Below are 25,627 nucleotides of genomic sequence, written 5' to 3'. Positions count from 1 at the left end.
GGCGCCCGCGCACGACCGCACGACCGAGAGGGAGCTCGCCGACGATGACCTCTCCCGAGCGCGCCGTGCTGGTCGTCGACAACTTCGACAGCTTCGTCTACAACCTCGTGCAGTACCTGGGCCAGCTCGGCGTCCGCTGCATCGTGCGGCGCAACGACGCGGTGACCGTCGACGAGCTGGCCGATCTCGACCTCGCCGGCGTGCTGCTCTCCCCCGGCCCGGGCACGCCGTCGGACGCGGGTGTCACCGTGCCCATGGTCCGCGCCGCGGCAGAGGCCGGCACGCCGGTGTTGGGGGTGTGTCTGGGGCACCAGGCGATCGCGGAGGCGTTCGGCGCCGTCGTCGTCCGGGCGCCCGAGCTGCTGCACGGCAAGACCAGCCAGGTGGTCCACTCGGGCGACGGCGTCCTCGCCGGCCTGCCGTCGCCGTTCACCGCCACCCGGTACCACTCGCTGGCCGTGGACCCGGCCACCGTGCCCGACGAGCTCGAGGTCACCGGCACCACGCCGTCCGGAATCGTGATGGCGCTGCGGCACCGCGAGCTGCCGATCGAGGGGGTCCAGTTCCACCCCGAGTCGGTGCTCACCGAGGGCGGGCACCGGATGCTGGCCACCTGGTTGGCCGAGTGCGGCCTGGCGCCGGACCCGGCTCTGGTCGAGTCGGCGACCGCCGCAGCCGCGCGCCTCTCGTCCGCCACCGCCTGAGGCCCCTGCGGGGCAGGGGCCCCTTTCTCAGGCCGGCGGGTTCAGCACCAGGGTGATCGGCGTGTTCAGGGGCTGGGTGCTCCCGGCGGGGGCTCGGTGCTGATGACCTGCCCCTCGCCCACGCGGGGATCGTTCACGTCGCCGTCGACCGTCTGGATCGGACCCGTGAAGCGAGCGTTCCGGAGTTCGATCTCAGCCCGTTCCGGGGAGAGCCCTCGCACGTTGGGCATCGCCCCCTGCGCGGGCTGGGCCGGACCACTGGACACCCGCAGGCTGATGGCCGTGCCGGCGGAGGCCTGCGTGCCCGCGGCGGGACTCGTGCCGATCACCGTTCCCGCCGGCTGCTCGGCCTCCACCTGCTCGGGTACGACGTTCGTGAAACCGGCCGCGCGCAGGGTGTCCGTGGCCGCGGCCTGGGTCGCCCCCGCCACGTCCGGGACGGCGGCGTCGCCGTCGGAGACGGTCAGCGTGATGGGGGTGTTCACCGGCACCTGCGAGCCCTCGGCCGGGTCGACCTCGAGCACCTCGCCCGCGGGCGCGGTCGAGTCGACCCGGTCGATGGTGAGGTTGCCGAAGCCGGCCTGGTCCAGGGCGTTGCGGGCGCGGGTCTCGTCGAGGCCGACCACGTTCGGCACGCCGACCGTGTCCGGTGCGGCTCCGACGGTGAGTGCCACCTCGGTGCCCTCGGGGACCTCCGCGCCTCCGGCCGGGTCGCTGCTGAGGACCCGGTCCACCTGGTTCGGGTCCGTGACGGTCTGCGGGGTGATCGTGCCGACCACCAGCCCGGCGTCGGTGATCTCCTGCCGGGCCTGCTCCAGGGTCAGGTTCACCAGCGGAGGCACGGAGACCGAGGCGACCGTGTCGGTGGGGGCGTCGTCCCCTCGCATGGCCAGCGCGATGGCGACGATGCCCGCGACCAGCAACGCCGCGACCACCGCGACGATCGCGATGATCTTGCGCTTGCGGCGCTTGGCCGCCTCCTCGTCCTCGGCGTCCCAGCGGTCGTCGGCGTCGTCGCGGCCGCCGTAGCGGCCGTACGCGGCGGCGACGGGACCGCCGATGATGGCGGTCTTCTCGGCGTCGTTCATCACCGGCGTCGCCTCGACCCGCTGCCCGGCCAGCGCCCGGAGCAGGTCGTTGCGCATCTCCTGCGCCGACTGGTAGCGGTTCGCCGGGTTCTTGCTCATCGCCTTGAGCAGGATGGCGTCGAGCTCCGGCGGGATCTGCGGATTGATCGACGACGGCAGCCGCGGGTCCTCGCGCACGTGCTGGTACGCGACCGAGACGGGCGAGTCGCCGGTGAACGGGGGCGCGCCGGTGACCAGCTCGTAGAGCAGACAGCCCATCGAGTAGACGTCCGACCGCGCGTCGACGCTCTCGCCACGCGCCTGTTCGGGGGAGAGGTACTGGGCGGTGCCGATGACGGCGGCCGTCGAGGTCATCGTCGCCGCGGAGTCGGACACGGCGCGCGCGATGCCGAAGTCCATGACCTTGACCGTGCCCTGGGGCGTGATCATCACGTTCCCGGGCTTCACGTCGCGGTGCACGATGCCGTTGCGGTGGCTGAAGTCCAGGGCGCCGCAGATGTCGGCGGCCAGGCTCATGGCCCGCTGCGGCTCGAGGCGGCCCTCGCGGCGCAGCACGTCACGCAACGTCTCGCCCTCGACGTACTCCATGACGATGTACGGGGTCGCGCCGGTGGTCGTGCGGTCCTCGCCGGTGTCGTACACCGCCACGATCGCCGGGTGGTTCAGCGACGCCGACGCCTGGGCCTCGCGGCGGAAGCGGACCTGGAAGGAAGGGTCGCGGGCGAGGTCCTGGCGCAGCACCTTGACGGCCACCTCGCGCCCGAGGCGCAGATCGCGCCCCCGGTGCACCTCGGCCATGCCGCCGCGACCGAGGACCCCGCCGATCTCGTAGCGCTCACCGAGCACCTGCGGCATGGTCATTCCAAGGTCCTCTCGGGCGGAGCGGTGCATCGTCCGGGCGAGGGCCTCGACGAGCGAGCGGCGACCACGTCCGGCGACGCGGCTGCTGCGGGCAGGGAGCCGACGGCGAGCCTATCCGCTGCGCGCGCCGATCCCGGGACGGCGCGGTGGGCGGCGCTCACCCGGCCCCACCCGGATCAGCCGCACCAGCGTCGCCGTCCGCTGGCGCCTCGTCCGGCAGGCCGTCGCCGTCGCAATCGGCCGGTGGGCTGCAGGGCGGCTCCGCCGGCAGGGTCGTGGTGGTCGCCGTGGTGGTCGTCGTGGTGGTGGAGGTGCTGCTGGTCGAGGAGGTCGACGGGCTGGTCGAGGAGGGCGGGGGCGTGGTCGTCGTCGCCGCGGTGGTCTGGGTCGGCTGCTCGTCGGTGGGCTCGGTCCCGCCCGGGACGTAGGCCGCCTCGGCGACGTAGAGCGTGATCGTGGAGTCCGGCGGGACCGAGCCGGTCGGCGCGAGGTCGGCGACGTCGCCCGCGTCGAGCGCCATGCCCGCGCCGGCCAGCTGGCCCTCGTCGGCCGGCTGCCGCACGACCGTCAGGCCCAGGCCGGTCAGTTCCGCCTCGACGTCGCCGGCCGGCTCGCCGATGTAGGCCGCCGGATCGACCACGATGCCGCTCACGTTCGAGCTCACGGTCGGATTCGTGGCCGTGCTGTCGCCGGGGCCCCGGTCGCCCTGGCCGAGCAGCCACATCGCGCCACCGCCCAGCAGGAGCACGAGCAGCAGCGCGGCGGCCACCCAAGCCCACCGTCGCCGGCGATCCGGCTGCGACTCGTCGTCGGGGTCGGGCCACCGGTCGTCGTCCTCGGGGGGCGCCTGGAGGGGTGGCATGGGACCGGCCGGCCCGGTGGCCGGACCGGTGGCCGGGGGGACGACGGCGGTGGGGCCGGTGACGGAGAGGACCTGGGTGGCCGAGTTGGCCAGGGCGGCGGCCGCGACGGCACCGGTGGGTGTGGTGACCGGGCCGGCGACCGGCGCCGGGGCGAGGGTCCCCCCGGACGCCACCCGCCGGATCGCCTCGGCGAACGCTCCGCCGTCCGGGAAGCGGTCGCCGGGGTCCTTGGCCAGCGCCCGCTCCACCAGCAGCCGTACCGCCGGCGGCACGTGCGCGGGCAGCGGCGGCGGCGGCCGGTTGATGTGGGCCAGGGCGATCGCCACCTGCGAGGCGCCGTCGAAGGGGCGCGCGCCGGAGAGGCACTCGAAGGCGACGACGCCGAGGGAGTAGACGTCGGAGGCCGCGGTGACCTCCATGCCCTGCGCCTGCTCCGGCGAGAGGTACTGCGCCGTCCCGACGACCATGCCGGTACGCGTGAGCGGTGCGGCGTCGCGGGCCTGGGCGATACCGAAGTCGGTCAGCTTCACCACGCCGTCGGGACGGACGATGAGGTTGCCCGGCTTGATGTCGCGGTGCACCACCCCCGCCTTGTGCGCCGCGGACAGCCCGTCGGCGGACTGGCTGAGCACGTGCAGCGTCCAGTCGACCGGCAGGGCGCCCTCGTCGTGCAGGATCGTGACCAGCGGCTGGCCCTCGACGTACTCCATGACCAGGAAGGCCAGCTGCTGGGTGCCCGTGTCGTCGGTGGTCTCGCCGTAGTCGTAGACCGAGGCGATGTTCTGGTGGGACAGCGCCGCGGTGTGGCGGGCCTCGTTGCGGAAGCGGGCGAGGAAGCTCGGGTCGCCGGTGTACTCGCTCTTGAGCACCTTCGCCGCGACCACCCGGTCCAGCACCCGGTCGCGCGCCTGCCACACCTCACCCATGCCGCCGGTCGCGATGGGGGCGGTGATCTCGTAGCGGTCGGCGAGCAGGCTGCCGATGGACAGCGCCATCAGTCGCTCCGCCCGCCCAGGTAGGCCTCCATCACCTCGCGGGCGATCGGGGCGGAGACGTCGCCGCCGGTACCGCCGCCGTTGCGCACGAAGACGGCGACGGCGATCTGCGGGTCGTCGGCCGGGGCGAATCCGATGAACCAGTTGTGGTCGGGCTGGTCGGGGGTCTGCGCGGTGCCGGTCTTGCCGGCCACCTCGACGCCGTCGATCCGCGCGGCCCGGCCCGAGCCGTTCTGGACGACGCTGAGCATCATCTCGGTGAGCTGGTTCGCGATCTCCGGGGTCACCGCCCGGCTCAGCTCGTCGGGGTCGGTCTGGTCGATGACCGAGAGGTCGGGTGCACGCACCTGGTCGACCAGGTAGGGCGTCATCAGGCTGCCGTCGTTCGCCACCGCGGAGGCGATCATCGCGGCGTGCAGCGTCGTCAGGCGCACGTCGCGCTGACCGATCGACGTCTGCCCGAGCGCGGCGTCGTCCTCGATCTCCCCCACGGTGCTGCCGGACACCCGGAGGGGGATCTCGATCGGCTCGTCGTCGATGCCGAACGCGGCGGCGGTCTCCCGGATCTTGTCCTCGCCGAGCTCGATGCCCAGCATCGCGAACGCGGTGTTGCAGGAGATGGTCAGCGAGTCGATCAGCGGCTGCTGCCCGGTGGGGCTGCAGCTGGAGTTGTTGAAGTTGTTCAGCGCGCGGCTGCTGTTCGGGAGCGTGAAGACGTCCGGGGCCGGGATCACCGTCTCCGGCGTGTAGCCCTCCTGCAGGGCGGCCGCCGAGACGATGACCTTGAACACCGATCCCGGCGGGTAGATCTCGGTGATCGCCTGGTTGCGTCGCGGGTCGGGGTCGGCCGCGTCGAGCTGCGCGGCGTAGTCGCGGATCGCCTGGGGGTCGTGGCTGGAGAGCTGCGCCGGGTCGTACGTGGGGGTGCTGGCCAGGGCCAGCACCGCGCCCGTCGAGGGGTCGAGGGCGACCACGCCGCCGACCAGGCCCTCGAGACGGGCCATCGCCGCGGCCTGGGTCCCCGGGTGCAGCGTCAGGACGACGTCGCCGCCGGCGGGATCCCGGCCGGTGAACATGTCCGCGAGCCGGCGGAAGGCCAGGCGCGGGTCCTCCCCCGAGAGGATGTCGTTCTCGGCGCGCTCGAGGCCCCAGTTGTTGTAGATCAGCGAGTAGTACCCGGTGACCGCCGCGTACAGCCCTCCCTGCGGGTACTGGCGCAGGTACTTCAGCCGCCCTCGGTGGGCACCGACAGCGCGATCGGCTCCCCGGCGACGATGATCGAGCCACGCTCCCGGTCGTACTCGGCGGCCAGCACGCGGGTGTTGCCGCGGTCGCTGCGCAACTCGTCGGAGCGGACGACCTGGATGTAGTTCACGTTGATGATCAGGAGCGTGAACAGGACCAGCACGCTGATCGAGACGCGGCGCAGCGGGGCGTTCACGGCTGCACCACCTCGGTGGGCGCGTCGCCGAGGCGCGGGGGTGCGGCGTGCGGGGTGGCCGGCCGGCGGGCGGCGTCGCTGATCCGCACGAGCAGCGCGACCAGGACGAAATTGGCGACCAGCGACGACCCGCCGTAGGCCAGGAACGGCGTCGTCAGGCCGGTGAGCGGCAGCAGGCCGGTCACCCCGCCGAGGACGACGAAGACCTGCCAGGCCACGGAGAACGCCAGACCGGCGGCCAGCAGCTTGCCGAAGGCGTCGCGGACGATCAGCGAGGTGCGCAGCCCGCGCTCGACCAGGATCAGGTAGATCACGATCACCGCGACGAGCCCGAACAGGCCGAGCTCCTCGCCGACCGCCGAGGCGATGAAGTCGCTCTTGGCGACGGGCACCTGGTCCGGCCGGCCGCCGCCGAGGCCGGCGCCGAAGATGCCGCCGGTGCCCAGCCCGAACAGCGACTGGACCAGCTGGTAGCCCGCACCGTCGCGGTAGGCGAAGGGGTCGAGCCAGGTGTCCACGCGGGCCTGGACGTGGCCGAAGATCTGGTAGGCGATCAGCGCACCGCCGGCGAACAGTCCGACGCCGATGAGCAACCAGCTGGATCTCTCGGTGGCGATGTAGAGCATCACCACGAAGATGCCGAAGAGCAGCAGCGAACTGCCCAGGTCGCGCTCGAAGACCAGCACGAGGATCGACAGCAGCCAGGCGACGAGGACCGGCCCCAGGTCCCGGCCGCGGGGCAGCTCCAGCCCCGCGACGCGGCGGCTGGCCAGTGCCAGGACGTCGCGCTTGTCGACCAGGTAGGCGGCGAAGAAGACGATCAGGCAGATCTTGGCGAACTCACCGGGCTGGATGGAGAAGCCGGCGACGCGGATCCAGATCTTGGCTCCGTTCACCTCCGACATGGAGGCCGGCAGGACGGCGGGGATCGCCAGCAGCGCCAGCCCGGCCAGCGCGAGGGTGTAGGCGTAGCGGGACAGCGTCCGGTGGTCGCGGACGACGACGAGCAGCGCCACGAACAGCGCGACCCCGAGGGTGGCCCAGATCAGCTGGACGGGGGCGTCCTCGCGGGTGATCGTGCTCTCGACCTGCTCGGCGGCGAGGTCGAGGCGGTGGATGAGCGTGAGCCCGAGCCCCACGAGCAGGGCGACCGAGGGCAGCAGCAGCGGGTCGGCGTAGGGCGCCCACCTGCGGACGACGAGGTGCGCGACGATCCACAGGGCGGTGATCCACGCGCTGAACCCGGCCATCTCCGGGCGCAGGGACCCGGTGATGGTCAGGTCGACGATGCACTGGGCGACGACGGTGATCAGCACGGCGAACGCGAGCAGGGCCGCCTCCGTGCCGCGCCGCTTCGGCGGGGCGCTCCCGGCCGCGGCGGCCCGGGGGTCGGTGGCGGGGGAGGTCATCAACACACCTCCGGTGGGGAACCCGTGCCTGCGGCGCTCACTAGTCGGCGCTCCGGCAGTCCGTCCCCGGCTCGGGCGACTCCGACGTCCGGGCCGAGGTGGTGGGAGCGGTGGTCGTGGCGGCCGCGGGCGCCGAGGGCTCGGTCGCCGCTCCACCGGGTGCGGGTCCCGAGCCGGTGGTGCCGGCCGTGGGGCTCGACGGTGCCGACGTCGTCGCGGCGTCGTCCTCGGTGGGGCATTCCGGCAGCCGCTGCTCGCGCAGGGCCGCGATGATGCGGTCGGCGTCCGCGGAGTCGTCCGCCGTGATGCCGCCGCGGACCCGGTTGCGGGCCTGGGGCTCCAGGTCGGCGACCGGCAGGCCGGTGTCCTCGTCGACCTCGAAGAACTCGAACCCGACGATCGAGACGTTCAGGCCGCGGAAGACCGCGACGTGCTCGGTCTCGCCGCTGCCGTCGACGCCCACGAACCAGTGCTGGAGCGCCCAGAAGTACGAACCGACCGCGCCCGCGACCAGGACGAGGAGAGCGATCACCGCCACCAGGAGGAGTCGCATCGGGCGGCGGCGGGCGGAGGGGCCGCCGCCCGTCGACGGTGTGGGTGTCGGCGGCGGAGCCGCCGGTGGGTCGGCCAGCGCGGCCCGGCCGGCGGCGGACCGGGCGTCGACCTCCCGCTGCCCGACGCTGTCGCCGGCGGCCCCGTCGACGACCGGGTCCACCCGGCCGCGGCCGCCGGTGTCCTCGATGACGTCGGCGACGATGACCGTCACGTTGTCGGGGCCGCCGCTGCGCAGCGCCAGCTCGATCAGCCGGTCCGCGGTCGACTCGGGGTCCGGGTCCTTCAGCGCGTCCGCGAGGGTCTCCTCGCTGACCACGCCGGAGAGACCGTCGGAGCAGAGCAGGTAGCGGTCGCCGGCGCGCGCCTCGCGCATCGACAGGTCCGGCTCGACCTCCTGGCCGTTGAGGGCGCGCAGGAGCAGGGAGCGCTGCGGGTGGCTGTTGGCCTCCTCGGCCGTGATCCGCCCGTCGTCGATCAGCGTCTGGACGAACGTGTCGTCGTGGGTGATCTGGGACAGCTGCCCGTCGCGCATCAGGTAGGCGCGGGAGTCGCCGACGTGGCAGAGGGCGAGCCGGCCGCCGGCGAACAGGATCGCCGTGAGCGTCGTCCCCATGCCTTCGAGCTGCGGGGACTCGCGGATGACCTCGCGCAGGTGCTCGCTGCCCTCGAAGACCGCCTGGCGCAGGGCCTGCAGCATGTCCCCGGACGGCGCGTCGTCGTCCAGGTGCTCGAGGGCGGCGATGACCACCTTGCTCGCGACGTCGCCGGCGGCGTGGCCGCCCATGCCGTCGGCGACGGCGAGCAGACGGGGACCAGCGTAGACGGAGTCCTGGTTGTTGCCGCGGATCAGCCCGCGGTCCGAGCGTGCGGCGTAGCGCAGCACGAGGCTCATCGGTCCACCTCGCCGGCGCTCGGGGGGCGCGTGCGCCCGTCTGCTCTGCTCATCGTCGTGCCGGCACGCTCGCTCACGTGCGCAGCTCCAGAGCAGTCTGCCCGATGCGGATCGGCTGGCCCGGGTTGACCAGGAGAGGGCCCTGCACGCGCTGCTGGTCGAGGTAGGTGCCGTTGGTGGACCCGAGATCCTCGACGTACCACTGGCCCCCTCGGTTGGTCAGGCGCGCGTGCCGCGAGCTCGCGAAGTCGTCGGTGAGCACCAGGGTGGAGTCGTCGGCCCGGCCGATCAGGATCGGCTGGTCGCCGAGGGTGATCTTCGTGCCGGTCAGCGGGCCGGCGGTGACCACCAGTGTCTTCGGGCCGCGACCGCCGCGCTTCTTGCCCGCCGGGGCGGCTCGCGGCGGCACCGAGGCCACCCGGCCGGCCCGACCGCCGAACAGGTCCGCCCGCACCACCCGGAACGCCGCGAAGATGAACAGCCACAGGAGCAGCAGGAAGCCGAAGCGGAAGATCTGCAGGACGATCTCGGGGGTCACAGCGCCCTCACGCGCCGTCCTGCCGGTAGACCAGCACGGAGTGGCCGATGCGGATGACGTCGCCGTCGACCAGCGCCTGCCGGCTGACCCGGCGGCCGTTGACCAGGGTGCCGTTGGTCGAGCCGAGGTCGACCACCGTCGCCGTCCCGTTGTCGAGGATGACGTCGACGTGCTTGCGGCTGACGCCGGTGTCGGGCAGCCGGATGTCGGCCTCGGTGCCGCGGCCGATGACGTTGCGACCGGTGGACAGCTCGTGGCGGGTGCCCGGGCCGTCGACCACCAGGACGTGCGTCATGCCCGGCCGGGAGCCGGCGCGCCCGACGATCGACGGGCCCTGCTTGCCGGTGTCCGTGGCGACGCGGCCGCGCAGCGGGGGAGTGGAGGCAGCGGGGGGTGCTGGCCGGTCGCCGGCGGGACGACCTGCGGGGGAGCCGCGATCTGGGCGGAGGCAAGGTCGTCGCGCGAGGGCGGACGGGCGGGGTCGGCGACGTGCGAGCTGACCTCGAAGACGCCGGTGGGCAGGTCGAGGTCACGCTCCAGACGAACCGTCACCTTGTCGAAGATCTGGTAGCCCTCGTCGTCGATGTGCTCGGTGACCATGTCCGCGAGCTCGCCGGCGAGCTGGTCCGACCACTGCCCCAGGTGCTCGAAGTCGGTGCGGCCGAGGGTGACGACGTAGACGTTGGGCGCCAGCACCCGGCCCTCGCCCAGCACCGAGCGCTGCTCGTCGGCCTCGCGGGTGAGCGCCTTCGCGATCTCGGCCGGGTGCACCTTGCCCTTGAAGATGCGGGCGAAGGCGAGGCCGACCATGCCCTCGAGCCGCCGCTCGAAGCGCTGCAGCACACCCACAGTCGCTCCCTTGCGTTGGTCGGACGTCCCGATCTGCCACCGATGATCGTAGCCGGGCCGCGCACCGTGGACCGACCAGGAACTCGCCAGTAAGTGGAGAAGCACCCGCGAGGACCTGCGACGGGGGCGTTCGACGCCCACCCCGGGTGGCCGACCCCCCACCCGTGCCGCGGTCTCCGGCTGCTAGTGTCGTCGCTCGCCAGGGCAAGTGGCGGAATGGCAGACGCGCACGGTTCAGGTCCGTGTGTCCGAAAGGACGTGGGGGTTCAACTCCCCCTTGCCCACCCAGTTCGACCGCGGCAGCTCAGCTGCTCAGCCGGCGGTGCCCGTCGCCGCCCTCACGGGCGCTGGTGATCGTCCGCGCCAGCAGGACAGCACCCCACGGGCCGATGACCCACACGGGCCAGAAGTACAGCAGCTCCCAGTTGGCCAGCGACGTCGCGGCCCAGATGACCAGCACGATCACGGCGGTGCTCGCCCACGCCCGCCAGGAGTGCCGGTCGTCCCACCCCCACGGACCCTGCTGCGCGGACGCGGACGCCGGCAGGGCGGGTGCGGACTGCTCGGTGCGTGTCGGCGGGCGGTGGCGGGGGGCATTCGGCAGGTCGGCGGTCAGCTCGGCGAGCTCGCCGTAGGTCTTGGCGGAGTACGCCCGGGCCAGGCGCTCGTCGTACTCCTCGAGGGTCAGCCGCCCGGCGGACATGTGCGCGCCGAGCGCCTCGGCCACCGCCGCCCGGTCGGCATCGGCGGCGCGCAGGTGCGGCTCGGGCATCGGGCTCCTCCTCGAGGTGGTGGATCCCAGTGTGGGTCGCGGCGCAGGCGGTCGTCCAGCGATCCGGGGGCGGTTCCGCCGACCGGTCCAGCGCGTGTCCGTCGACCGGTGGACCCCTAGGTCCGCCGCGCGCTCGTGAGGCCACGGCCCGGCCGCCAGGAGTCGATGACGAGCGCGGTCCTCCCCTCGTCGAGGTGGACGAGCACGACCTGGTCCAGCTCCACGCGGAACAGCTCGAACCCGCCCGACCCGCTCGGCACCCCCGCGGCCGTGGCGAACGCGGCCCGCTCGGCCGGGTCGGTCACCTCGACGGCGAGGCCGGACAGCTTCGCGTCGGCGATGAACGCGTCGGAGTCGGCGCTGCTGCTGTGCAGCGCGAACCGGCCGTCCCGGCGCAGGTCGGCGAACTTGACCGACCGGGGCATGCCGGCCAGCCACGGCTCGCCCGCGACGAACTGCATCGTGATGCCGCTGGCCCGGGGTGCTCCGTCGGGGCGCAGCGTGGCGAGGATCTTGTGCTCCCGGGCGTCGAAGGCCGCCCGCACCCGCGCGGCGAACTCCGGCTCGTCTGCCTCGACCTCGGTGAAGGTGGCCATGCCGGGATGCTCCACCCGGGCACCGACAGGTCGGCCGGGTCAGCCCGCGGCGGGTGCCGCCTCACGGGCCAGCGACTTGCCGATGACCATCCGCTGGATCTGATTGGTGCCCTCGAAGATCTGCATGACCTTGGCCTCGCGCATGTAGCGCTCGACGGGGAACTCCCGGGTGTATCCGGCGCCGCCGAGCACCTGGACGGCGTCGGTCGTGACCTTCATCGCCGCGTCGGTCGCCACCAGCTTGGCGATGCTGGCCTGCCGCGAGTATTCCTTGCCGGCGTCCTTGCGGCGGGCGGCGACCAGGTAGGTCGCGCGGGCGGACTCCACCGCGGCGGCCATGTCGGCGAGCAGGAAGGCCACGCCCTGGTGGTCGACGATGCGCCGGCCGAACGCCTCGCGCTCGGTGGCGTACCGGACGGCGACGTCGAGCGCCGACTGGGCCAGGCCCACGGCGACCGCACTGACCCCGAGCCGCCCGGAGTCGAGCGCGCCGAGGGCGATCGAGAGTCCCCGGCCGCGCTCGCCCACGAGCCGGTCGGCGGGCACCGGGACGTCGTCCAGCCGGATCGCGGCGGTCGTCGACCCGGTGAGGCCCATCTTCTCCTCCGGCCGGGCGGCGGCCAGCCCCGGCAGGTCCGGGGACAGGTGGAAGCAGGAGATCCCGCGCTCGCCGTCGTCCGGGGTGCGCAGGAAGGTCGAGTAGAAGTCGGCGTGCCCGCCGTGGGTCACCCAGGCCTTCTCGCCGTTGGCCAACCAGCCTCCGTCGGAGGTCTTGGCCGCCGCCCGCATGGCGGCCGGATCGGAGCCGGCGTGCGCCTCCGAGAGGCAGTAGGCGCCCAGCAGTTGCCCGCCGACCATGTCGGGCAGCAGGTCGCGCCGCTGCTCCTCGGTGCCGAACCGGTCGATGGGGAAGCAGGCGAGGGTGTGCACGCTGACCCCGAGCGCGACGCTCGCCCAGCGGGCCGCGAGCTCCTCGACGACCTGGAGGTAGACCTCGTATGGCTGGCCGCCGCCGCCCACGTCCTCACCGAAGGGCAGGCCGAGCAGGCCGGCGTCCCCGAGGACCCGGAACACCTCGCGAGGGAAGCGCTCCTCGCGCTCGTACTCGGCCGCCTTCGGCGCGAGCTCGGCGTCGGCCAGGTCGCGGGTCAGCGCCAGGAGGTCGTGCGCCTCGGGCGTGGGCAGTTCGCGGTCGACCGGCACGGTTCCCCTTCGAATCGGCGGTACGGCGACGGTACCCCGCGGTCTCCGAGCTCCCGGGCACGAGGACGACCGCGTGAGGATCGAGGCGGCGCCCTGGGACGACCCCGACGTCCAGCGGCTGGCCGCCGACCAGCAGGGCGATATCCGCGCCCGCTACGGCGGCGAGGACGAGCCGGGCAGGAAGCCGTCGGCCGCCGACGTCAGCGTCGTCCTGGTGTCCGCGAGGACGACGGGACGCCGCTGGGCTGCGGTGCCCTCCGCCATCTGGGGGGCGACGCCGCCGAGGTGAAGCGCATGTACGTGGCAACCCTCGGCGCGCGGCCGGGGCCTGTCCAAGCTCGTGCTGGGCGGCCTCGAGCGGGCGGCTGCCGAGCGCGGCTGGACCACCCTGCGGCGCGAGACCGACCCGTTGCAGCCCGAGGCGATCGCCCTCTGCAGCGGCGCGGGCTACCGGCCGATCGAGGCGTTCGGTGCGTACCTCGGCGATCCCGACGCCGAGCACTCCCTGTTCTTCGAACGGGCTACGGGGCCGGACCTCTCACCCGGACGGTGACCTCGCTGCCGTCGGGGCGGTAGGTGTGCCAGGCGGCGGTGCCTGCTTCGCGGACGACCCGGAAGCCGCCCTCGTGGACCGCGGTGTGGTGGTGTTCGCAGACCAGGGCGCCGGTCTCGCAGGAGGTCTCCCCGCCCCATGCCCAGTGATCGACATGATGGACGTCGCACCAGGCCGGCGGGGCCGTGCACCCCGCGAAGACGCAGTGCCTGTCGCGTTGCTCGATGGCGCGACGGATGCCGACGGGGAACAGGCGCTGCTCCCGGCCGACGTCGAGAGGAAGGCTGTTCGGGCCGACGATGATGCGGGAGACGCCGGCGTCGCAGGCGATCCGTCGGGCAGTTTCCGCGGAGATCGGTCCGGCGAACGGCAGTTCGCCGAAGCCGGGCGTGCCACGGTGGGCGCAGAGCGCCAGGAGATCGATGGCGACGCGGACGTGGGGGCTCTGGCCTCGGACTTCGGGCAGCCGGCCGGCGTTCAACGACTGACGGCAGAGCTCGACCAACGCGTCGCCCATCCGCTCCGCGTGACTGCGGTGGTCGCCGGCAGGGCGGTAGCCGTTCATCACCGCTTCCAGTGCGGCGTGCACGGTCTCGGCGCCCACGGGGTCGAGGTGGCCGGAGGTGTAGACGCGGCCGCCGGACGAGCGGGCCATCCGGAAGACACGACGCAGGCCGGCGTCGTCGTCGAGGTCACCGTCGGATCGATGCCGTGCACCCAGCGGCGCACGGCTTGGGCCGTCTCCTCGGGCAGCAGCGCGCGGGCGGCATCGGCGAGGATCTCGTCGGTCTCCGCGAGGTCGATGCCCGCCTCGGCGGCCTTCGCGACCCGGGCCGGCGTCACCGCCGTCGTGACCGCGTCGACGTGTGCCCGGGTGACCGCCCCCTCGGCGTACGCGGCCGCCAGCTCCGGTAGCTGCCGCAGCCGTCGGCCGGCGCGCACCAGGCCGACGGCTTCGCGGCCGGAGACCCGGCAGTGCCCGGTCAGCCACGTCTTCATGGAGACCATGCCGTCACCGGTGTGCACCTGACGGGCCTCCCCGGCAGCAACGGCGCGAGTCATGAGCGCCGAGAGGCGGTTGATCGCGAGTTGGGTCCGTGGGATCACCTCGCGCACCTGTTCGTCGGAGAGGCTGTCCGGGTCGAACTCGGCGGGATCGAGGGCGGCGAGCTGGTCGAGCACCGAGGCCCACGACGACATCGTCCACCTCCTCCCTGGATCGCCCTCGTATCGAACACTTGTGCGAACAATAGGCCTGGAGTCTGACGAAAACCGCAGGTCAAGAGACCTGTTGATGAACTCGCGTCGTCCACAGGCGCCGCCGTCGCAACACCGGAGCAAGCCGCCCAGCGGCGCGTGAACCCGATCCGCCGCACCGGACATGAGTGGGTGTGACGACTTCACCTTCCGCGGCCGCATCATCACGTGTCGTGAGCAGTACGCCAGTCCGGGTGGCGGTGGACCCGCCACCCGAACCACCCCGGCTGCGCGCGCTGCCGAACACTGCGCCGTCGGACGGTGAGCTGATCGCGCGGTCGGTCGCCGAGCCCGAGGTCTTCGCCGCCCTCTTCGACCGGCACGCCGCGACCGTGCACCGGTACCTGGGCCGCCGCGTCGGAGAGCTGGCCGACGACCTGCTCAGCGAGACGTTCCTGATCGCCTTCCGGCGTCGTGCGGCCTATCGCCCCGAGCACGTCGAGGTGCGCCCGTGGCTGCTCGGCATCGCCACGAACGTCGTGCACGGCCACGGCCGCAGCGAGCGGCGGCGCTACCGGGCACTGGCAAGGGCGGCGCCGAGCCGGCGCTGCCGGCCGGCTCCGAGGAGATCCACGCCCGCGTGGACGCCGCCGCGCTGCGCGGCCCGCTCGCCGCGGCGCTGGCCAGCCTCAAGGAGCGCGACCGCGACGTCCTGCTGCTCGTCGCCTGGGGCCAGCTCGGCTACGAGGAGATGGCCGCCGTCCTCGACATCCCCGTGGGCACCGTCCGCTCCCGCCTCAACCGGGCGCGCCGCCTGACCCGTGCCGCCCTCGGCTCCCTGGAGGAGACCCGATGAACACCGTCCACCTGCTGCGCGAGGCCGGCCCCGAAGGTCCGGCCCTGACCGCCGACGCCCGCAACGCCGCGCGCGCCGCCCTGCTCGCCGAGATCGACGGCGCCCGGCCGCGCCGGTCGCGGATGCCCAGCCGGAAGGTGCGCTGGCGCATCGGGATCGGCGTGGTCGCCGTCGCCGCCTCCTGGGCGGCTGCGGTCGTGATCGCGGCACCCGACGGCCCCGGGAGGCCGGCAGACAGCGTCACGCTGGTCGACTTCCACACGCCGACCTTCCCCCTGTCGCTCGACCCGGAGCCCGCGGGCCTGCGGCCCGCGTTCGACGGGAGCGGCGACGGCGCGACCATCGCTGCGTACGACGACCCGTCCCGCGAGAACGGCTTCACGATCTACGTCGGCGAGGACGAGCCCGAGGGCAACGGCCCCGACGACGCAGCCCCGGGCTATGAGGTGCTCCACGTCGACGAGATCTCCCTCGGCGACGACGACGCCGAGATCGTGACCTACGAGCGCGAGTGGTGCGTCGAGGACGACGACATGGGCTGCGCGAGGATTGCGACCAGGCGTTTCGCGTGGCTCAGTTGGGAACGCCAGGACGACCAGTGGGTGTCGATCCTCGGCCACGGCGACTACGCGGACGCCGACGAGCTGCAGGAGGTCGCCGACTCGCTGGTCGACCGTCCCCGGCGGGCGACGCTCACGGCGGAGCTGGCCCCGCAGGGGTGGTCGGTGCAGTTCTTCAAGATGGGGCGCGTCCTCACGCTGGTGAACGACTCCTTCGAGCAGCAGACGATCACCGTGCAGGTGCCCCTGCCGGAGGACGTCGTTCCCCCGGAGCAGCTGCTCGGCCGGCTGATGGGACCGACCGGCTCGGTGATCCCCGTGACGGTCCACGGCCGGCCGGCGCACCTGGTGCTGACCGATTCAGGCTACGTCGTGGACGGCGAGTCCATGCAGCAGTGGTTCCTCCAGGCGCAGTTCGAGGACGGCACGGTGTACGAGCTCCAGGTGCCGGACGCCTTCACCCAGGAACAGGTGGTCGAGTTCGCCGAGGCGGTGACCTACCACCCCTGACCCACCGCCCCTGACCCATCGCCCCTGACCCACCGCCACCGCCCCGGCCGGGTCATCCCGCCGGGGCGGTGTGGTGAGGTGGGCCGGTGCGCGTCCTCGAGCTGTGGCGGTACCCGGTGAAGTCGCTGCAGGGGGAGCGGCTGGCGGAGGCCGAGCTCGGGCCCGAGGGCGTTACCGGCGACCGGCAGTGGGCACTGTTCGACGTCGACACCGGCTACGGGCTGACCGCCCGCCGGGTGCCCGAACTCCTCTTCGCCACAGCGCGGCTGCGGCCGGGCGGCGGCGACGTCGACGTCGTCCTGCCCGACGGCACCGTGACCGGTGATGACGACCGGATCTCCGCCTGGCTCGGCCGGCGGGTGACCCTCCGCCCGGCGGGCGACCCCTTCGTCCGTCCCCGCTACGAGAGCCCCGACGACGACCTGGCCGAGGCCGCCGGCGCGACGGCCCGCTGGCACGACTGGCAGGGCGCGGCGGGCGCCTTCCACGACAACGCCGACGGCCGCGTGTCCCTGGTCACAACCGGCTCCCTGGGCGACTGGGACCGGCGCCGGTTCCGCGCCAACGTCGTCCTCGACGGCGGGTCGGACGCCGACCTGGTGGGCCGCCGCGTGCGCCTCGGCGAGGCGGTGCTCGACGTCAACGTGCCGATCCCCCGCTGCGTCATGGTCACCCGTCCGCAGCCGGGCGGGATCGGGCGGGACACGTCGGTGCTGAAGACCATCCACCGCGAGCGGGACGGCGAGCTCGCCGTGGCCGCGCTGGTGCGGGAGGCCGGAACCGTGCGCACCGGTGACGTGCTCGAGCCGGTCTGAGGCGAGACTGGAGCCCGTGCGCACCGTCGAGATCCGCCCCGGCGAGGACAGCATCCGGCTCGGACAGCTGCTGAAGCTGGTCGACGCCGTGCCCACCGGCGCCCAGGTGAAGGACGTGCTCGTCGCCGGCGGCGTGCGGGTCAACGGCGAGCCCGAGGACCGGCGGGGACGCCAGCTCCGGCGCGGCGACGTCGTCTCGGTCGACGGCATGGAGGACGTGCGCATCGGCTGACCGGCAGGTTCCACGTGGAACCGCGGGAGTCGGGCCGCTCTGAGAGGCTGGCGCCCGTGGTCGTCCCGCCGGTAGCGCCGCTGCGCCTCCCCCACTGGCCCGCCGCGGCCGGGGACGGGCCGGACTTCGCCGCGATCCGGCTGGAGTTCGCCGTCCCCGACGCGTTCCCGCCCGAGGTGGTCGAGGAGGCGGGACGGCGGGCCGCGGAGCCGCCGCTGCCCGAGCTGGACGCGACCGACGTCCCCCTCGTCACCCTCGACCCGGTCGGCAGCCGGGACCTCGACCAGGCCGTCCACCTGGCCGCGACCGGCGACGGTTACCGGGTGAGCTACGCGATCGCCGACGTGGGGGCCTTCGTCGGGCTGGGCGGGGCCATCGACGCGGAGGCCCGCCGCCGCGGGCAGACGCTCTACAGCCCCGACCGCCGCACCCCGCTGCACCCGCCCGTGCTCAGCGAGGGCGCCGCCAGCCTGCTGGCAGGGGAGCTGCGGCCCGCCGTCCTCTGGACCGTCGACCTCGACGCCGACGGCGAGCCGGTCCGGGTCGACCTGCGGCGGGCACGCGTGCGCAGTCGTGCCCAGCTGGACTATCCCGCCGTCCAGGCGCAGGCCGACGCCGGAGACCTGCCCGAGCCGCTGGCCCTGCTGCCGGAGATCGGGCGGTTGCTGCAGGAGCGCGCCCTCGAGCGCGGCGCCATCGAGCTCGGCACCCCCGACCAGGACGTGGTCGCGGTGCCCGGCGGAGGCTGGACGCTCGCCCTGCGCGGCGATCTGCCGGTCGAGGGCTGGAACGCGCAGATCTCGCTGCTCACCGGCCGCTGTGCGGCCGCGCTGATGCTCGACGGGGGAGTCGGCCTGCTCCGCACACTGCCGCCCGCCCGCCCCGAGGACGTCGCCCGGCTGCGGCTGCTCGCGCCGGCGCTCGGCGTGGACTGGCCCGCGGACGCCGGCCCTGGAGCGGTGATCGCGTCGCTGGACCCTAGCCGCCCCGGTCATGTCGCGTTCCTCGAGGAGGCGGTGACGCTGCTGCGGGGGGCGGCCTACACGCCGTTCGACGGCGCACCACCGGAGCAGCCGGTGCACAGCGGGGTGGCGGCCCCCTACGCGCACGTGACCGCGCCGCTGCGCCGGCTCGTCGACCGGTTCGGCACGGAGGTCTGCCTGGCCCTGGCCGCCGGTCGCGAGCCGGCTGCCGAGCTGCGTGCGGCCTTGCCCGAGCTGCCGGGACTGATGTCGGCCTCGGACCGGCGCACCCGTGAGGTGGAACGCGCCGTCGTCGACGCCACGGAGGCCTGGCTGCTGCGCGACCGGGTGGGGGAGACGTTCTCCGCGGTGGTCGTCGACGCCGAGGACGGCCGCGGGACCGTGGTGCTCGACGGACCGGCGATCCGCGGTCGCTGCACCGGCGAGGGGCTGCGCCCGGGCACCCGGGTGCGGGTGCGGCTCCAGGAGGCGGACGTCGCCGGCCGGGTGGTCCGGTTCACGACGGAGGGAGTGGCATGACCCGCGTGCCGTATCTGTCGGCCCGCCTGCAGGGCTTCGGGACGACGGTGTTCGCCGAGATGAGCGCCCGTGCGGTGGCCACCGGGTCGGTGAACCTCGGTCAGGGCTTCCCCGACTACCCGGGACCGCCGGAGGTGCTGGAGGTGGCCCGAGCCGCGATCGGCACGGCCGCCGACCAGTACCCGCCCGGTCCCGGGGTCCCGGAGCTGCGTGCGGCGGTCGCGGCCCACCAGCAGCGGTTCCGCGGGCTCGCGTACGACCCGGATACCGAGGTGCTGGTGACCGCCGGCGCGACGGAGGCGATCTCCGGTGCGCTGCTCGCGCTGCTCGACACCGGCGACGAGGTCGTGCTCTTCGAGCCGATGTACGACTGCTACGCCGCGGGCATCGCGATGGCCGGCGGCGTGCCCCGGCCGGTACCCCTCCGGCCGCCCGCTGCCGGCTCCGACCGGTGGACCTTCGACCCGGCCGAACTCCGGGCGGCGATCACGCCCCGCACCAAGTTGCTCCTGCTCAACACCCCGCACAACCCCACGGGCAAGGTGTTCACCGAGGAGGAACTGCGGCTGCTGGCCGGGCACGCGATCGACGACGACCTGCTCGTCCTCACCGACGAGGTCTACGAGCACCTGGTCTTCGGGAGCGCCCGGCACGTGTCGATCGCGAACCTGCCCGGCATGCGCGAGCGGACGCTGGTGATCAGCAGCGCCGGCAAGACCTTCAACGTCACCGGCTGGAAGGTCGGCTGGATCTGCGGGCCCGCGCCGCTGGTGACCGCCGTCCGGACGGCCAAGCAGTTCCTGACCTACGTCAACGCCGGGCCGTTCCAGCCCGCCGTGGCCGCGGGCCTCGGCCTGCCGGACGCCTACTTCGCCCAGGCGGCCGGTGACCTCGAGTACCGCCGCGACGTGCTGGTCGCCGGGCTGCGGGACGCCGGCCTGCCGGTGATCAGCCCCGAGGCCACCTACTTCGCGACCGTCGACGTCCGCCCGCTGCAGCCCGACGGCGACGGGCTGGCGTTCTGCCGCGCGCTGCCCGAACGGGCCGGGGTCGTCGGCATCCCGACCGTGGTGTTCTACGACCCCGCGCACGCGGTGCTGGGCCGGCACCTGGTCCGCTTCGCCTTCTGCAAGGGCGACGATGTGCTCGCCGAGGCCGTCGAGCGTTTGAGGAGGCTGTCATGAGGATCGCGGCGGTGCAGCACGACATCGTCTGGGAGGACCGGGACGCCAACTTCGAGCGGCTGGCGCCGCAGGTCGCGCGAGCGGTGGGCGCGGGAGCCGAGCTGGTGCTGCTCACCGAGACGTTCTCCACCGGCTTCTCGATGACGCCCGGCATCGGCGAGCCGGAGGGCGGGCCCTCGGCCCGGTTCCTCGCCGACCGGGCCGCCGAGCACGGCGTGTGGATGGGCGGCACGTGCCCGGAGATCGCCGACGACGGCGACCTCCCCTACAACTCCTTCGTGCTGGCCGGGCCGGACGGCAGCACGCACCGCTACCGGAAGCTGCACCCGTTCACCCATGCCGGCGAGCACGAGCGGTTCCGGGCGGGGGAGAAGCCGGTGACCGTGGCGATCGGCGACCTGCGGATCACCCCGTTCATCTGCTACGACCTGCGCTTCGCCGACGTGTTCTGGCAGGCCGCGCTCGAGACCGACGTCTATCTGGTGCCGGCCAACTGGCCCAGCCCGCGCCGGCACCACTGGCGCACCCTGCTCGAGGCGCGGGCGATCGAGAACCAGGCCTACGTGGTCGGCTGCAACCGGGTGGGCACCGCCGGCGACGGCACGGAGCACTCGGGCGACAGCCGGATCGTCAGCCCGCTCGGCGAGTTGCTGGCCACCGCGGCGGGCACCGAGACGCTGGTCATCGCCGACGTCGACCCCGCCGAGGTGCAGGCCACCCGCGACCGCCTGCGCTTTCTGCCCGACCGCCGCGCCTGATCGCGGCACGGGTGACCGTGCGCTCCTCCACCTCATCCGCGCCGAATGGGGTGGATGACCGAACAGTCGCGGGCGGCCGCTGCACGGGGAAGAGCGGGCACCGTTCCGGGGTTCCCGCAGCGTGACCCGCCCGTTAGCGTTCGCACCATGACCTGCCCGCCGGCGCCCCGCCGGTGAGCGCGACCTCCGCGGCGACCCGGACCGGCTCCGCCCACCTGGCCGCCCAGCTCTCCGCCCCGGTCCGGCGGCTCGTGCGCACCGGCGTGGCCGGCGCCGGACTGCTGGTCGCCGCCACCGTGGTCGCGCTGGCCTGGGCCAACTCGCCCTGGGGTGCGAGCTACGAGCGCCTGTGGCACACCGAGGCGGCCCTGCGGTTCGGCGACGTCGAGATCGCCATGGACCTGCAGCACTGGGTCAACGACGGCCTGATGGTGTTCTTCTTCTTCCTGATCGGCATGGAGGTCCGCCGGGAGCTCTCCATGGGCGAGCTCGTGCAGCGCAGCCGGCTGACCGTCCCGGCCCTCGCCGCACTGGCCGGGCTGGTCGTGCCCGCGCTGGTCTACCTCGCGATCAACGCAGGTGGCCCGGGAGCGGTCGGCTGGGGCATCCCCATGGCGACCGACACCGCGTTCGTGCTCGGGGCGCTGGCGCTCTTCGGCCGGCACACCCCGATGCAGTTGCGGGTCTTCCTGCTCTCCCTGTCGGTCGTCGACGACATCGGTGCCCTCAGTGCCATCGCGATCTTCTACTCCGACGAGATCGACCTCGTCCCGCTCGGCATCGCCGGCCTCTGCGTGCTCGCCTTCATCGGGCTCTCCCGGATGCAGGTGTGGCGCGGGCGGCGTACTTCGCGGTCGGCGCGGTGATGTGGGTCGCGATGCACGAGTCCGGGGTGCACGCCACGATCGGCGGGGTCGTCCTGGGGCTGCTGGTCAGCGCCTATCCGCCACGCCGCGCGGAGGTCGAGCGCGCCGGGTCGCTCACGCGGGCGTTCCGCCAGTCCCCGGATCCGGCGCTGGCCCGCCAGGCGAAGCTCTCGGTGGAGCGCGCCGTCTCGCCCAACGAGCGGATCGGCGCCGTCCTGGTCCCGTGGAGCACCTACCTCGTCGTACCGGTCTTCGCGCTGGCCAACGCCGGTGTCCGGATCGACGGCGACCTCGTCGACCGGGCGCTGACCTCTCCGGTGACCATCGGCGTCTTCGTCGGGCTCGTGCTCGGCAAGCTGCTCGGCGTGGGCCTGGCCTCCGCCCTCGCCGTCCGGCTGAAGTTCGGCACCCTCCCGCCGGGCATCGGGCTGGGCCACGTCTGGAGCGGCGCGGCGCTGATGGGACTGGGGTTCACCGTCTCCCTGTTCGTCACCGATCTGGCGTTCGACGACCCGGCGCTCCGCGAGGAGGCCACCGTCGGCATCCTGAGCGCCGCGCTCGTCTCCGCCGCCATCGGCGCGCTGTTCTTCCGCGTGCTCACCCGTCGGGGATCGGCAGCACCGCGGCCCTCCCGGCTCGAACCCGACGTCGACCCGGAGGTCGATCACCTCCGCGGGCCGGTCGATGCGCCGCTCACGCTGGTCGAGTACGGCGACATGGAGTGCCCGTTCTGCGGCCGGGCGACAGGTGTGGTGGCCGAGTTGCGCGCCCGGTTCGGGGACGAGCTCCGCTACGTCTTCCGGCACCTGCCGCTGACCGAGGTGCATCCGAACGCGCAGCTCGCCGCCGAGGCGGTGGAGGCCGCCGGCGCCCAGGGTGCCTTCTGGGCGATGCACGACCGGCTGTTCGCCCACCAGGACGAGCTCGAGGGCGCCGACCTGCTCAACCACGCCGCCGTGCTCGGCCTCGACCTCGAGCGCTTCGCCCGCGAACTCGGCGACGGCACCCACGCGCAGCGGGTCCGCGACGACGTCGTCTCCGCCGAGGCCAGCGGCGTACGGGGGACGCCGACCTTCTTCGTCAACGGCGAGCGCCACGAAGGGCTGACCTCCACCGACGCGCTCGCTGCGGCCCTGCTGCGCACGGATCCCCGCGGTGGGCCCGGCCAGCAGCCACCCGTTCCGGTGCCGGCCGTCCCCGACGTGCGCCCCGTCGCCCCGGTCTCCCCCCGGCACGGATGCCTGCCGTCGCCGGCCTCGAGGAGACGCCCGACGAGTACGGCGCCTCTCCGCGGCTGACCGACCGGCAGCTCGCCGTCCTCCGCCGTGCCGGCCGCCGGCGGACCACCCGCTCCGGTGACGTGCTGGTGCAGGGCGGTGCCTCCGAGTGGGACTTCGTCGTCGTCCTGGAGGGCACGGTCGCCGTCGTCGAGGACGGCGACGCCGACGAGCCCCGCGTGGTCTCCGTCTTCGGCCCGGGCCGCTTCCTGGGCGGGCTCAACATGCTCGCCGGCCAGCGCGCCGTCCGGTCGGTGATCGCCGCCGCTCCGGGCGCCGTCGCCACCCTGTCGGTGGCCCGGCTGCGCGAGGTGATGGCCGCCGACCGCGAGCTCGCCGACCTCATCATGCGCGCGTTCCTCCTGCGCCGGGCCATGCTCATCGGCCGGGCGACCGGGCTCCGGGTGGTCGGCGACCGCGACTGGCCGGCCAGCGTCGAACTGCAGCGGCTGCTGACCGAGCGAGGCATCGCCCACCAGTGGCTCGACCCGGCCCAGAACGAGTCGGCCCGCGCCATGCTGGCCGAGATCGAGGCCGTCGACGACCAGCGGCCCGTGGTCGTCGCCCCCGACGGGCGGGTGCTCGTCGACCCGACCGTCGAGGAGCTACTGAGAGCGGCCGGGTCCGACCGCGTCGGCTGAGCCCGGTGCCCCGGCCGGGCGGGGCGAGGCGTGCTGGTCGACCGCGATCTCCTCGCGCTGCACCTGCTCTGTGATCGTCTCCTGGCCCTCGACGATCTCCGTGCGCAGCCGGACGCGTTCCACGGGCACGACCTCCACCGACACGACCGGGCGCTCGGTGTGCAGGATGATCTCGCCGGGCAGGGCCGCCGCTGCCGTCGTCCCGGTGCCGGCGACCGCCTCCGGGCCGTCCGTCAGCGACTCGCCGGGGACGTCCGGCGCGTCGAGCGGGACGTGTTCGATCCGGATCTCCTCGCGCCGGATCGGCACGGTGATCTGCACGTCCTCGGTGACGACGTACTTGACCACCCGGGCGCGGGTGGCGGCGACCCGCTCGGTGCCGACGACGACCCGTTCCTCGCTGCGGGTCATCGCGCCGTCGGTCTCCCGAGGTGGCGGCGGGGGGACGTCGGCCGGTACGTCGATGGCCTGCGTCGGTGCCGTACCGAGCTGCCCGATTCCGTAGTGGCGGCGCAGCTCCGCCTCCTCGTCGGGGGTCAGGTGGTCCCCGGTCAGGTGCGGCGCGGTCTTGACCGCCTCCGCGGTGACCGGGACCCGCAGACCGCCCTCGTCGAGGACGGCCTCCGATGCCGGGGCGATCGAGGTGCGCGTGCCGAACAGCCCCGTGGTCACCGCGACCCAGGTGGGGGCGCCGGTGCGGTCGTCGAGGTAGAAGTGCTCGACGGTGCCGAGCTTGTCGCCGTCGGTGCCGTACGCGGTGGTGCCGATCGAGGTCGACACCTCTCGCTCGCTCAGCATGGGTCTGCTCCCCTTCCCCGCGGCGCGCTCCTGCGGCGCCTGCTCGCACGAAGCGTGCCCAGCCGGACGGCCCGGTGAACATCGCGCGGGCTCAGCGGGCGGGGAGGACGAGGTGCGCCACGAGGGCACGGTGGTCGCTGCCCTCCAGCGGCACCAGCTCGACGGTCGCGACGGCGATCCGCGGGTCGAGGAGCACGTGGTCGAGCGCCAGCCGCGGGAACCGCAGCCGCAGCGGACGCCAGGTCCAGGCCAGCGCGCGACCCACCTGGCGGGCGGCGTCGACGTAGCCCGTCCGCAGCACGGTCCGCAGGGCGGCGTGGTCCAGCGTGGCGTTGAAGTCGCCGGCGAGGACGCGCAGGACGCCGTCCTCCGGTGCGGGCAGGGCCGCGAGGTCGGAGTTCCAGCGGCGGACGGCGCCCGGCGAGGTCGCCGGCGGTTCCGTGTGCACCGCGGTGACCTCGAGGTCCGGCGCCCCGTCCACCGCCAGACGGACCGTCGGCTGCTCGAAGGTGCCCGGCGTCGCGCTGCGGGCGAGCACCGGCAGGCGCGTCCACACCGCTCCCGACGCCGACGGCACGGTGCCCGGCCGCGCGGGGATGACGTGCGCCTCGGGGAGCAGCTTGCCGATGCCGTCGGCGACCAGCGCCCGCTCCGCCTCCGGCGTCAGCTCCTGGACCGAGAGGACGTCGACGTCGTGGCGGCGCACCAGGTCCAGCACCGGCCCCGGGAGCACCAGGCCCTTGCGCAGGCTCACCGAGGCGACGCGCACCCGCGGCCCGGCTCCCGGCGCCGCGGGCGCCGACGGCCGCGAGCGGACCAGGACCGCGCCGGCCAGCACCGCACCGGCGCCCACCGACACCGCGGCAGCGGCCGGCGAGCGGGCCCATCGCGCGACCGCGAGCGGCAGCACGGCGCTCAGGGCCGCGTACGGCGTGAAGGAGATCGCGGGCACCAGCGGGAAGCCGCGTTCGGCGCCGGCGGCGCGGAGCGCGGCCCAGAGCGCCCACGGCGCCGCGACGGCGAGCGCGCCGCGGCGTCGGCGTCGTCGCGGGTCGCCCACCGGGCCACCGTAGCCATCCCGTGGTGCGCGCCGGAGTCCCCGCCTAGGTTCG

At 74.0% G+C, this 25,627-nt stretch carries 29 protein-coding genes, 1 tRNA gene and 2 pseudogenes; 15 read left to right on the top strand and 17 right to left on the bottom strand.

Annotated elements, in window-relative coordinates:
- Positions 1–44 precede the first annotated feature (44 nt).
- Positions 45–704, top strand: coding sequence for an aminodeoxychorismate/anthranilate synthase component II (locus MVA48_RS16250; protein WP_246981734.1), 660 nt, complete (start codon positions 45–47; stop codon positions 702–704).
- A gap of 65 nt (positions 705–769) precedes the next feature.
- Here MVA48_RS16250 and pknB read toward each other — a convergent pair whose 3' ends face one another.
- The 10 genes and pseudogenes from pknB to MVA48_RS16205 form a co-directional block, all read right to left on the bottom strand.
- The gene (gene pknB / locus MVA48_RS16245; protein WP_246981733.1) at positions 770–2,653 is read right to left on the bottom strand and encodes a Stk1 family PASTA domain-containing Ser/Thr kinase; all 1,884 of its coding nucleotides are present in this window, start codon (positions 2,651–2,653) and stop codon (positions 770–772) included.
- A gap of 157 nt (positions 2,654–2,810) precedes the next feature.
- A complete protein-coding gene (locus MVA48_RS16240) occupies positions 2,811–4,511 on the bottom strand; it encodes a serine/threonine-protein kinase (protein ID WP_246981732.1) in 1,701 nt (566 codons plus the stop codon).
- Positions 4,511–5,587 carry a peptidoglycan D,D-transpeptidase FtsI family protein gene (locus tag MVA48_RS16235; protein ID WP_246981731.1) on the bottom strand — a complete coding sequence of 359 codons (1,077 nt, stop codon included), beginning with the start codon at positions 5,585–5,587 and terminating at the stop codon, positions 4,511–4,513. Before MVA48_RS16235 ends, MVA48_RS16240 begins: the two co-directional genes overlap by 1 nt.
- A 24-nt stretch (positions 5,588–5,611) precedes the next feature.
- Positions 5,612–5,707: pseudogene (locus MVA48_RS24295) on the bottom strand (hypothetical protein); the annotation flags it as partial.
- 29 nt (positions 5,708–5,736) lie between these two features.
- Positions 5,737–5,952 carry a hypothetical protein gene (locus MVA48_RS16230; protein WP_246981730.1) on the bottom strand — a complete coding sequence of 72 codons (216 nt, stop codon included), beginning with the start codon at positions 5,950–5,952 and terminating at the stop codon, positions 5,737–5,739.
- Positions 5,949–7,361: an FtsW/RodA/SpoVE family cell cycle protein gene (locus MVA48_RS16225; RefSeq protein WP_246981729.1), complete on the bottom strand. Its 1,413-nt coding sequence runs from the start codon at positions 7,359–7,361 to the stop codon at positions 5,949–5,951. The genes MVA48_RS16230 and MVA48_RS16225 overlap by 4 nt, the downstream gene beginning before the upstream one ends.
- A 40-nt stretch (positions 7,362–7,401) precedes the next feature.
- Positions 7,402–8,808, bottom strand: a complete 1,407-nt coding sequence (locus MVA48_RS16220; RefSeq protein ID WP_246981728.1) for a PP2C family protein-serine/threonine phosphatase — start codon at positions 8,806–8,808, stop codon at positions 7,402–7,404.
- A gap of 73 nt (positions 8,809–8,881) precedes the next feature.
- Entirely contained in the window at positions 8,882–9,346 is a 465-nt protein-coding gene (locus tag MVA48_RS16215; protein WP_246981727.1) for an FHA domain-containing protein FhaB/FipA, read from the bottom strand.
- 7 nt (positions 9,347–9,353) lie between these two features.
- Complete coding sequence (locus tag MVA48_RS16210) at positions 9,354–9,641, bottom strand: FHA domain-containing protein (RefSeq protein ID WP_246981726.1); 288 nt, start codon at positions 9,639–9,641, stop codon at positions 9,354–9,356.
- Positions 9,638–10,195 (bottom strand): DUF3662 domain-containing protein, encoded by a 558-nt coding sequence (locus MVA48_RS16205; RefSeq protein WP_246981725.1) that lies wholly within the window; start codon positions 10,193–10,195, stop codon positions 9,638–9,640. The genes MVA48_RS16210 and MVA48_RS16205 overlap by 4 nt, the downstream gene beginning before the upstream one ends.
- A 201-nt stretch (positions 10,196–10,396) precedes the next feature.
- Between MVA48_RS16205 and MVA48_RS16200 the strand changes: the two genes are divergently transcribed.
- Positions 10,397–10,483: transfer RNA gene (locus MVA48_RS16200), tRNA-Leu, on the top strand.
- 16 nt (positions 10,484–10,499) lie between these two features.
- Here the strand turns inward: MVA48_RS16200 and MVA48_RS16195 are convergent.
- The 3 genes from MVA48_RS16195 to MVA48_RS16185 form a co-directional block, all read right to left on the bottom strand.
- Positions 10,500–10,967: a DUF1707 SHOCT-like domain-containing protein gene (locus tag MVA48_RS16195; RefSeq protein ID WP_246981724.1), complete on the bottom strand. Its 468-nt coding sequence runs from the start codon at positions 10,965–10,967 to the stop codon at positions 10,500–10,502.
- A 116-nt stretch (positions 10,968–11,083) separates the two neighbouring features.
- Positions 11,084–11,563 (bottom strand): pyridoxamine 5'-phosphate oxidase family protein, encoded by a 480-nt coding sequence (locus MVA48_RS16190; protein ID WP_246981723.1) that lies wholly within the window; start codon positions 11,561–11,563, stop codon positions 11,084–11,086.
- A gap of 39 nt (positions 11,564–11,602) precedes the next feature.
- Entirely contained in the window at positions 11,603–12,766 is a 1,164-nt protein-coding gene (locus tag MVA48_RS16185) for an acyl-CoA dehydrogenase family protein (protein WP_246981722.1), read from the bottom strand.
- Between the two features lie 73 nt (positions 12,767–12,839).
- Between MVA48_RS16185 and MVA48_RS16180 the strand changes: the two genes are divergently transcribed.
- Together MVA48_RS16180 and MVA48_RS16175 are read left to right on the top strand one after the other, a co-directional pair.
- Positions 12,840–13,055 carry a hypothetical protein gene (locus MVA48_RS16180; protein WP_246981721.1) on the top strand — a complete coding sequence of 72 codons (216 nt, stop codon included), beginning with the start codon at positions 12,840–12,842 and terminating at the stop codon, positions 13,053–13,055.
- A gap of 51 nt (positions 13,056–13,106) precedes the next feature.
- On the top strand, positions 13,107–13,319 hold the full coding sequence (locus MVA48_RS16175) for a hypothetical protein (protein ID WP_246981720.1): 213 nt from the start codon (positions 13,107–13,109) through the stop codon (positions 13,317–13,319).
- On the opposite strand, the gene MVA48_RS16170 is transcribed toward MVA48_RS16175, so the two are convergent.
- Both MVA48_RS16170 and MVA48_RS16165 read right to left on the bottom strand, forming a co-directional pair.
- Positions 13,288–13,974, bottom strand: coding sequence for an HNH endonuclease signature motif containing protein (locus tag MVA48_RS16170; protein ID WP_246981719.1), 687 nt, complete (start codon positions 13,972–13,974; stop codon positions 13,288–13,290). The two genes, MVA48_RS16175 and MVA48_RS16170, sit on opposite strands and share 32 nt — an antisense overlap.
- Positions 13,884–14,519, bottom strand: coding sequence for a hypothetical protein (locus MVA48_RS16165; RefSeq protein ID WP_246981718.1), 636 nt, complete (start codon positions 14,517–14,519; stop codon positions 13,884–13,886). Before MVA48_RS16165 ends, MVA48_RS16170 begins: the two co-directional genes overlap by 91 nt.
- Positions 14,520–14,704: 185 nt before the next feature.
- Here MVA48_RS16165 and MVA48_RS24290 point away from each other — a divergent pair.
- The 11 genes and pseudogenes from MVA48_RS24290 to MVA48_RS16110 all read left to right on the top strand — a co-directional run.
- Positions 14,705–15,028 (top strand): annotated as a pseudogene (locus MVA48_RS24290) (RNA polymerase sigma factor); the annotation flags it as partial.
- A 128-nt stretch (positions 15,029–15,156) separates the two neighbouring features.
- Complete coding sequence (locus MVA48_RS16155; RefSeq protein ID WP_246981716.1) at positions 15,157–15,372, top strand: RNA polymerase sigma factor; 216 nt, start codon at positions 15,157–15,159, stop codon at positions 15,370–15,372.
- Positions 15,369–16,442 (top strand): hypothetical protein, encoded by a 1,074-nt coding sequence (locus MVA48_RS16150; RefSeq protein WP_246981715.1) that lies wholly within the window; start codon positions 15,369–15,371, stop codon positions 16,440–16,442. Before MVA48_RS16155 ends, MVA48_RS16150 begins: the two co-directional genes overlap by 4 nt.
- Before the next feature lie 86 nt (positions 16,443–16,528).
- A complete protein-coding gene (locus MVA48_RS16145; RefSeq protein ID WP_246981714.1) occupies positions 16,529–17,257 on the top strand; it encodes an MOSC domain-containing protein in 729 nt (242 codons plus the stop codon).
- A gap of 16 nt (positions 17,258–17,273) precedes the next feature.
- Positions 17,274–17,489 (top strand): RNA-binding S4 domain-containing protein, encoded by a 216-nt coding sequence (locus tag MVA48_RS16140; RefSeq protein WP_246981713.1) that lies wholly within the window; start codon positions 17,274–17,276, stop codon positions 17,487–17,489.
- Between the two features lie 56 nt (positions 17,490–17,545).
- Positions 17,546–18,991, top strand: coding sequence for an RNB domain-containing ribonuclease (locus tag MVA48_RS16135; protein ID WP_246981712.1), 1,446 nt, complete (start codon positions 17,546–17,548; stop codon positions 18,989–18,991).
- Entirely contained in the window at positions 18,988–20,175 is a 1,188-nt protein-coding gene (locus tag MVA48_RS16130) for a pyridoxal phosphate-dependent aminotransferase (RefSeq protein WP_246981711.1), read from the top strand. The genes MVA48_RS16135 and MVA48_RS16130 overlap by 4 nt, the downstream gene beginning before the upstream one ends.
- Positions 20,172–20,933, top strand: coding sequence for a nitrilase-related carbon-nitrogen hydrolase (locus tag MVA48_RS16125; RefSeq protein WP_246981710.1), 762 nt, complete (start codon positions 20,172–20,174; stop codon positions 20,931–20,933). The genes MVA48_RS16130 and MVA48_RS16125 overlap by 4 nt, the downstream gene beginning before the upstream one ends.
- Positions 20,934–21,106: 173 nt before the next feature.
- Positions 21,107–21,799, top strand: a complete 693-nt coding sequence (locus MVA48_RS16120) for a Na+/H+ antiporter NhaA (protein WP_246981709.1) — start codon at positions 21,107–21,109, stop codon at positions 21,797–21,799.
- Complete coding sequence (locus tag MVA48_RS16115) at positions 21,763–23,097, top strand: Na+/H+ antiporter NhaA (protein WP_246981708.1); 1,335 nt, start codon at positions 21,763–21,765, stop codon at positions 23,095–23,097. The genes MVA48_RS16120 and MVA48_RS16115 overlap by 37 nt, the downstream gene beginning before the upstream one ends.
- Positions 23,037–23,717, top strand: coding sequence for a cyclic nucleotide-binding domain-containing protein (locus MVA48_RS16110; RefSeq protein WP_246981707.1), 681 nt, complete (start codon positions 23,037–23,039; stop codon positions 23,715–23,717). The genes MVA48_RS16115 and MVA48_RS16110 overlap by 61 nt, the downstream gene beginning before the upstream one ends.
- Here the strand turns inward: MVA48_RS16110 and MVA48_RS16105 are convergent.
- Both MVA48_RS16105 and MVA48_RS16100 read right to left on the bottom strand, forming a co-directional pair.
- The gene (locus MVA48_RS16105) at positions 23,682–24,515 is read right to left on the bottom strand and encodes a PRC and DUF2382 domain-containing protein (RefSeq protein WP_246981706.1); all 834 of its coding nucleotides are present in this window, start codon (positions 24,513–24,515) and stop codon (positions 23,682–23,684) included. The genes MVA48_RS16110 and MVA48_RS16105 overlap by 36 nt on opposite strands.
- A 91-nt stretch (positions 24,516–24,606) precedes the next feature.
- The gene (locus MVA48_RS16100) at positions 24,607–25,575 is read right to left on the bottom strand and encodes an endonuclease/exonuclease/phosphatase family protein (protein WP_246981705.1); all 969 of its coding nucleotides are present in this window, start codon (positions 25,573–25,575) and stop codon (positions 24,607–24,609) included.
- Between the last annotated feature and the right edge of the window lie 52 nt (positions 25,576–25,627).

Source organism: Blastococcus sp. PRF04-17, from assembly GCF_023016265.1.
Lineage (GTDB): Bacteria > Actinomycetota > Actinomycetes > Mycobacteriales > Geodermatophilaceae > Blastococcus_B.
Note: the sequence above shows the minus strand (reverse complement) of the source record. Positions and strands in the feature narration are given on the sequence as shown.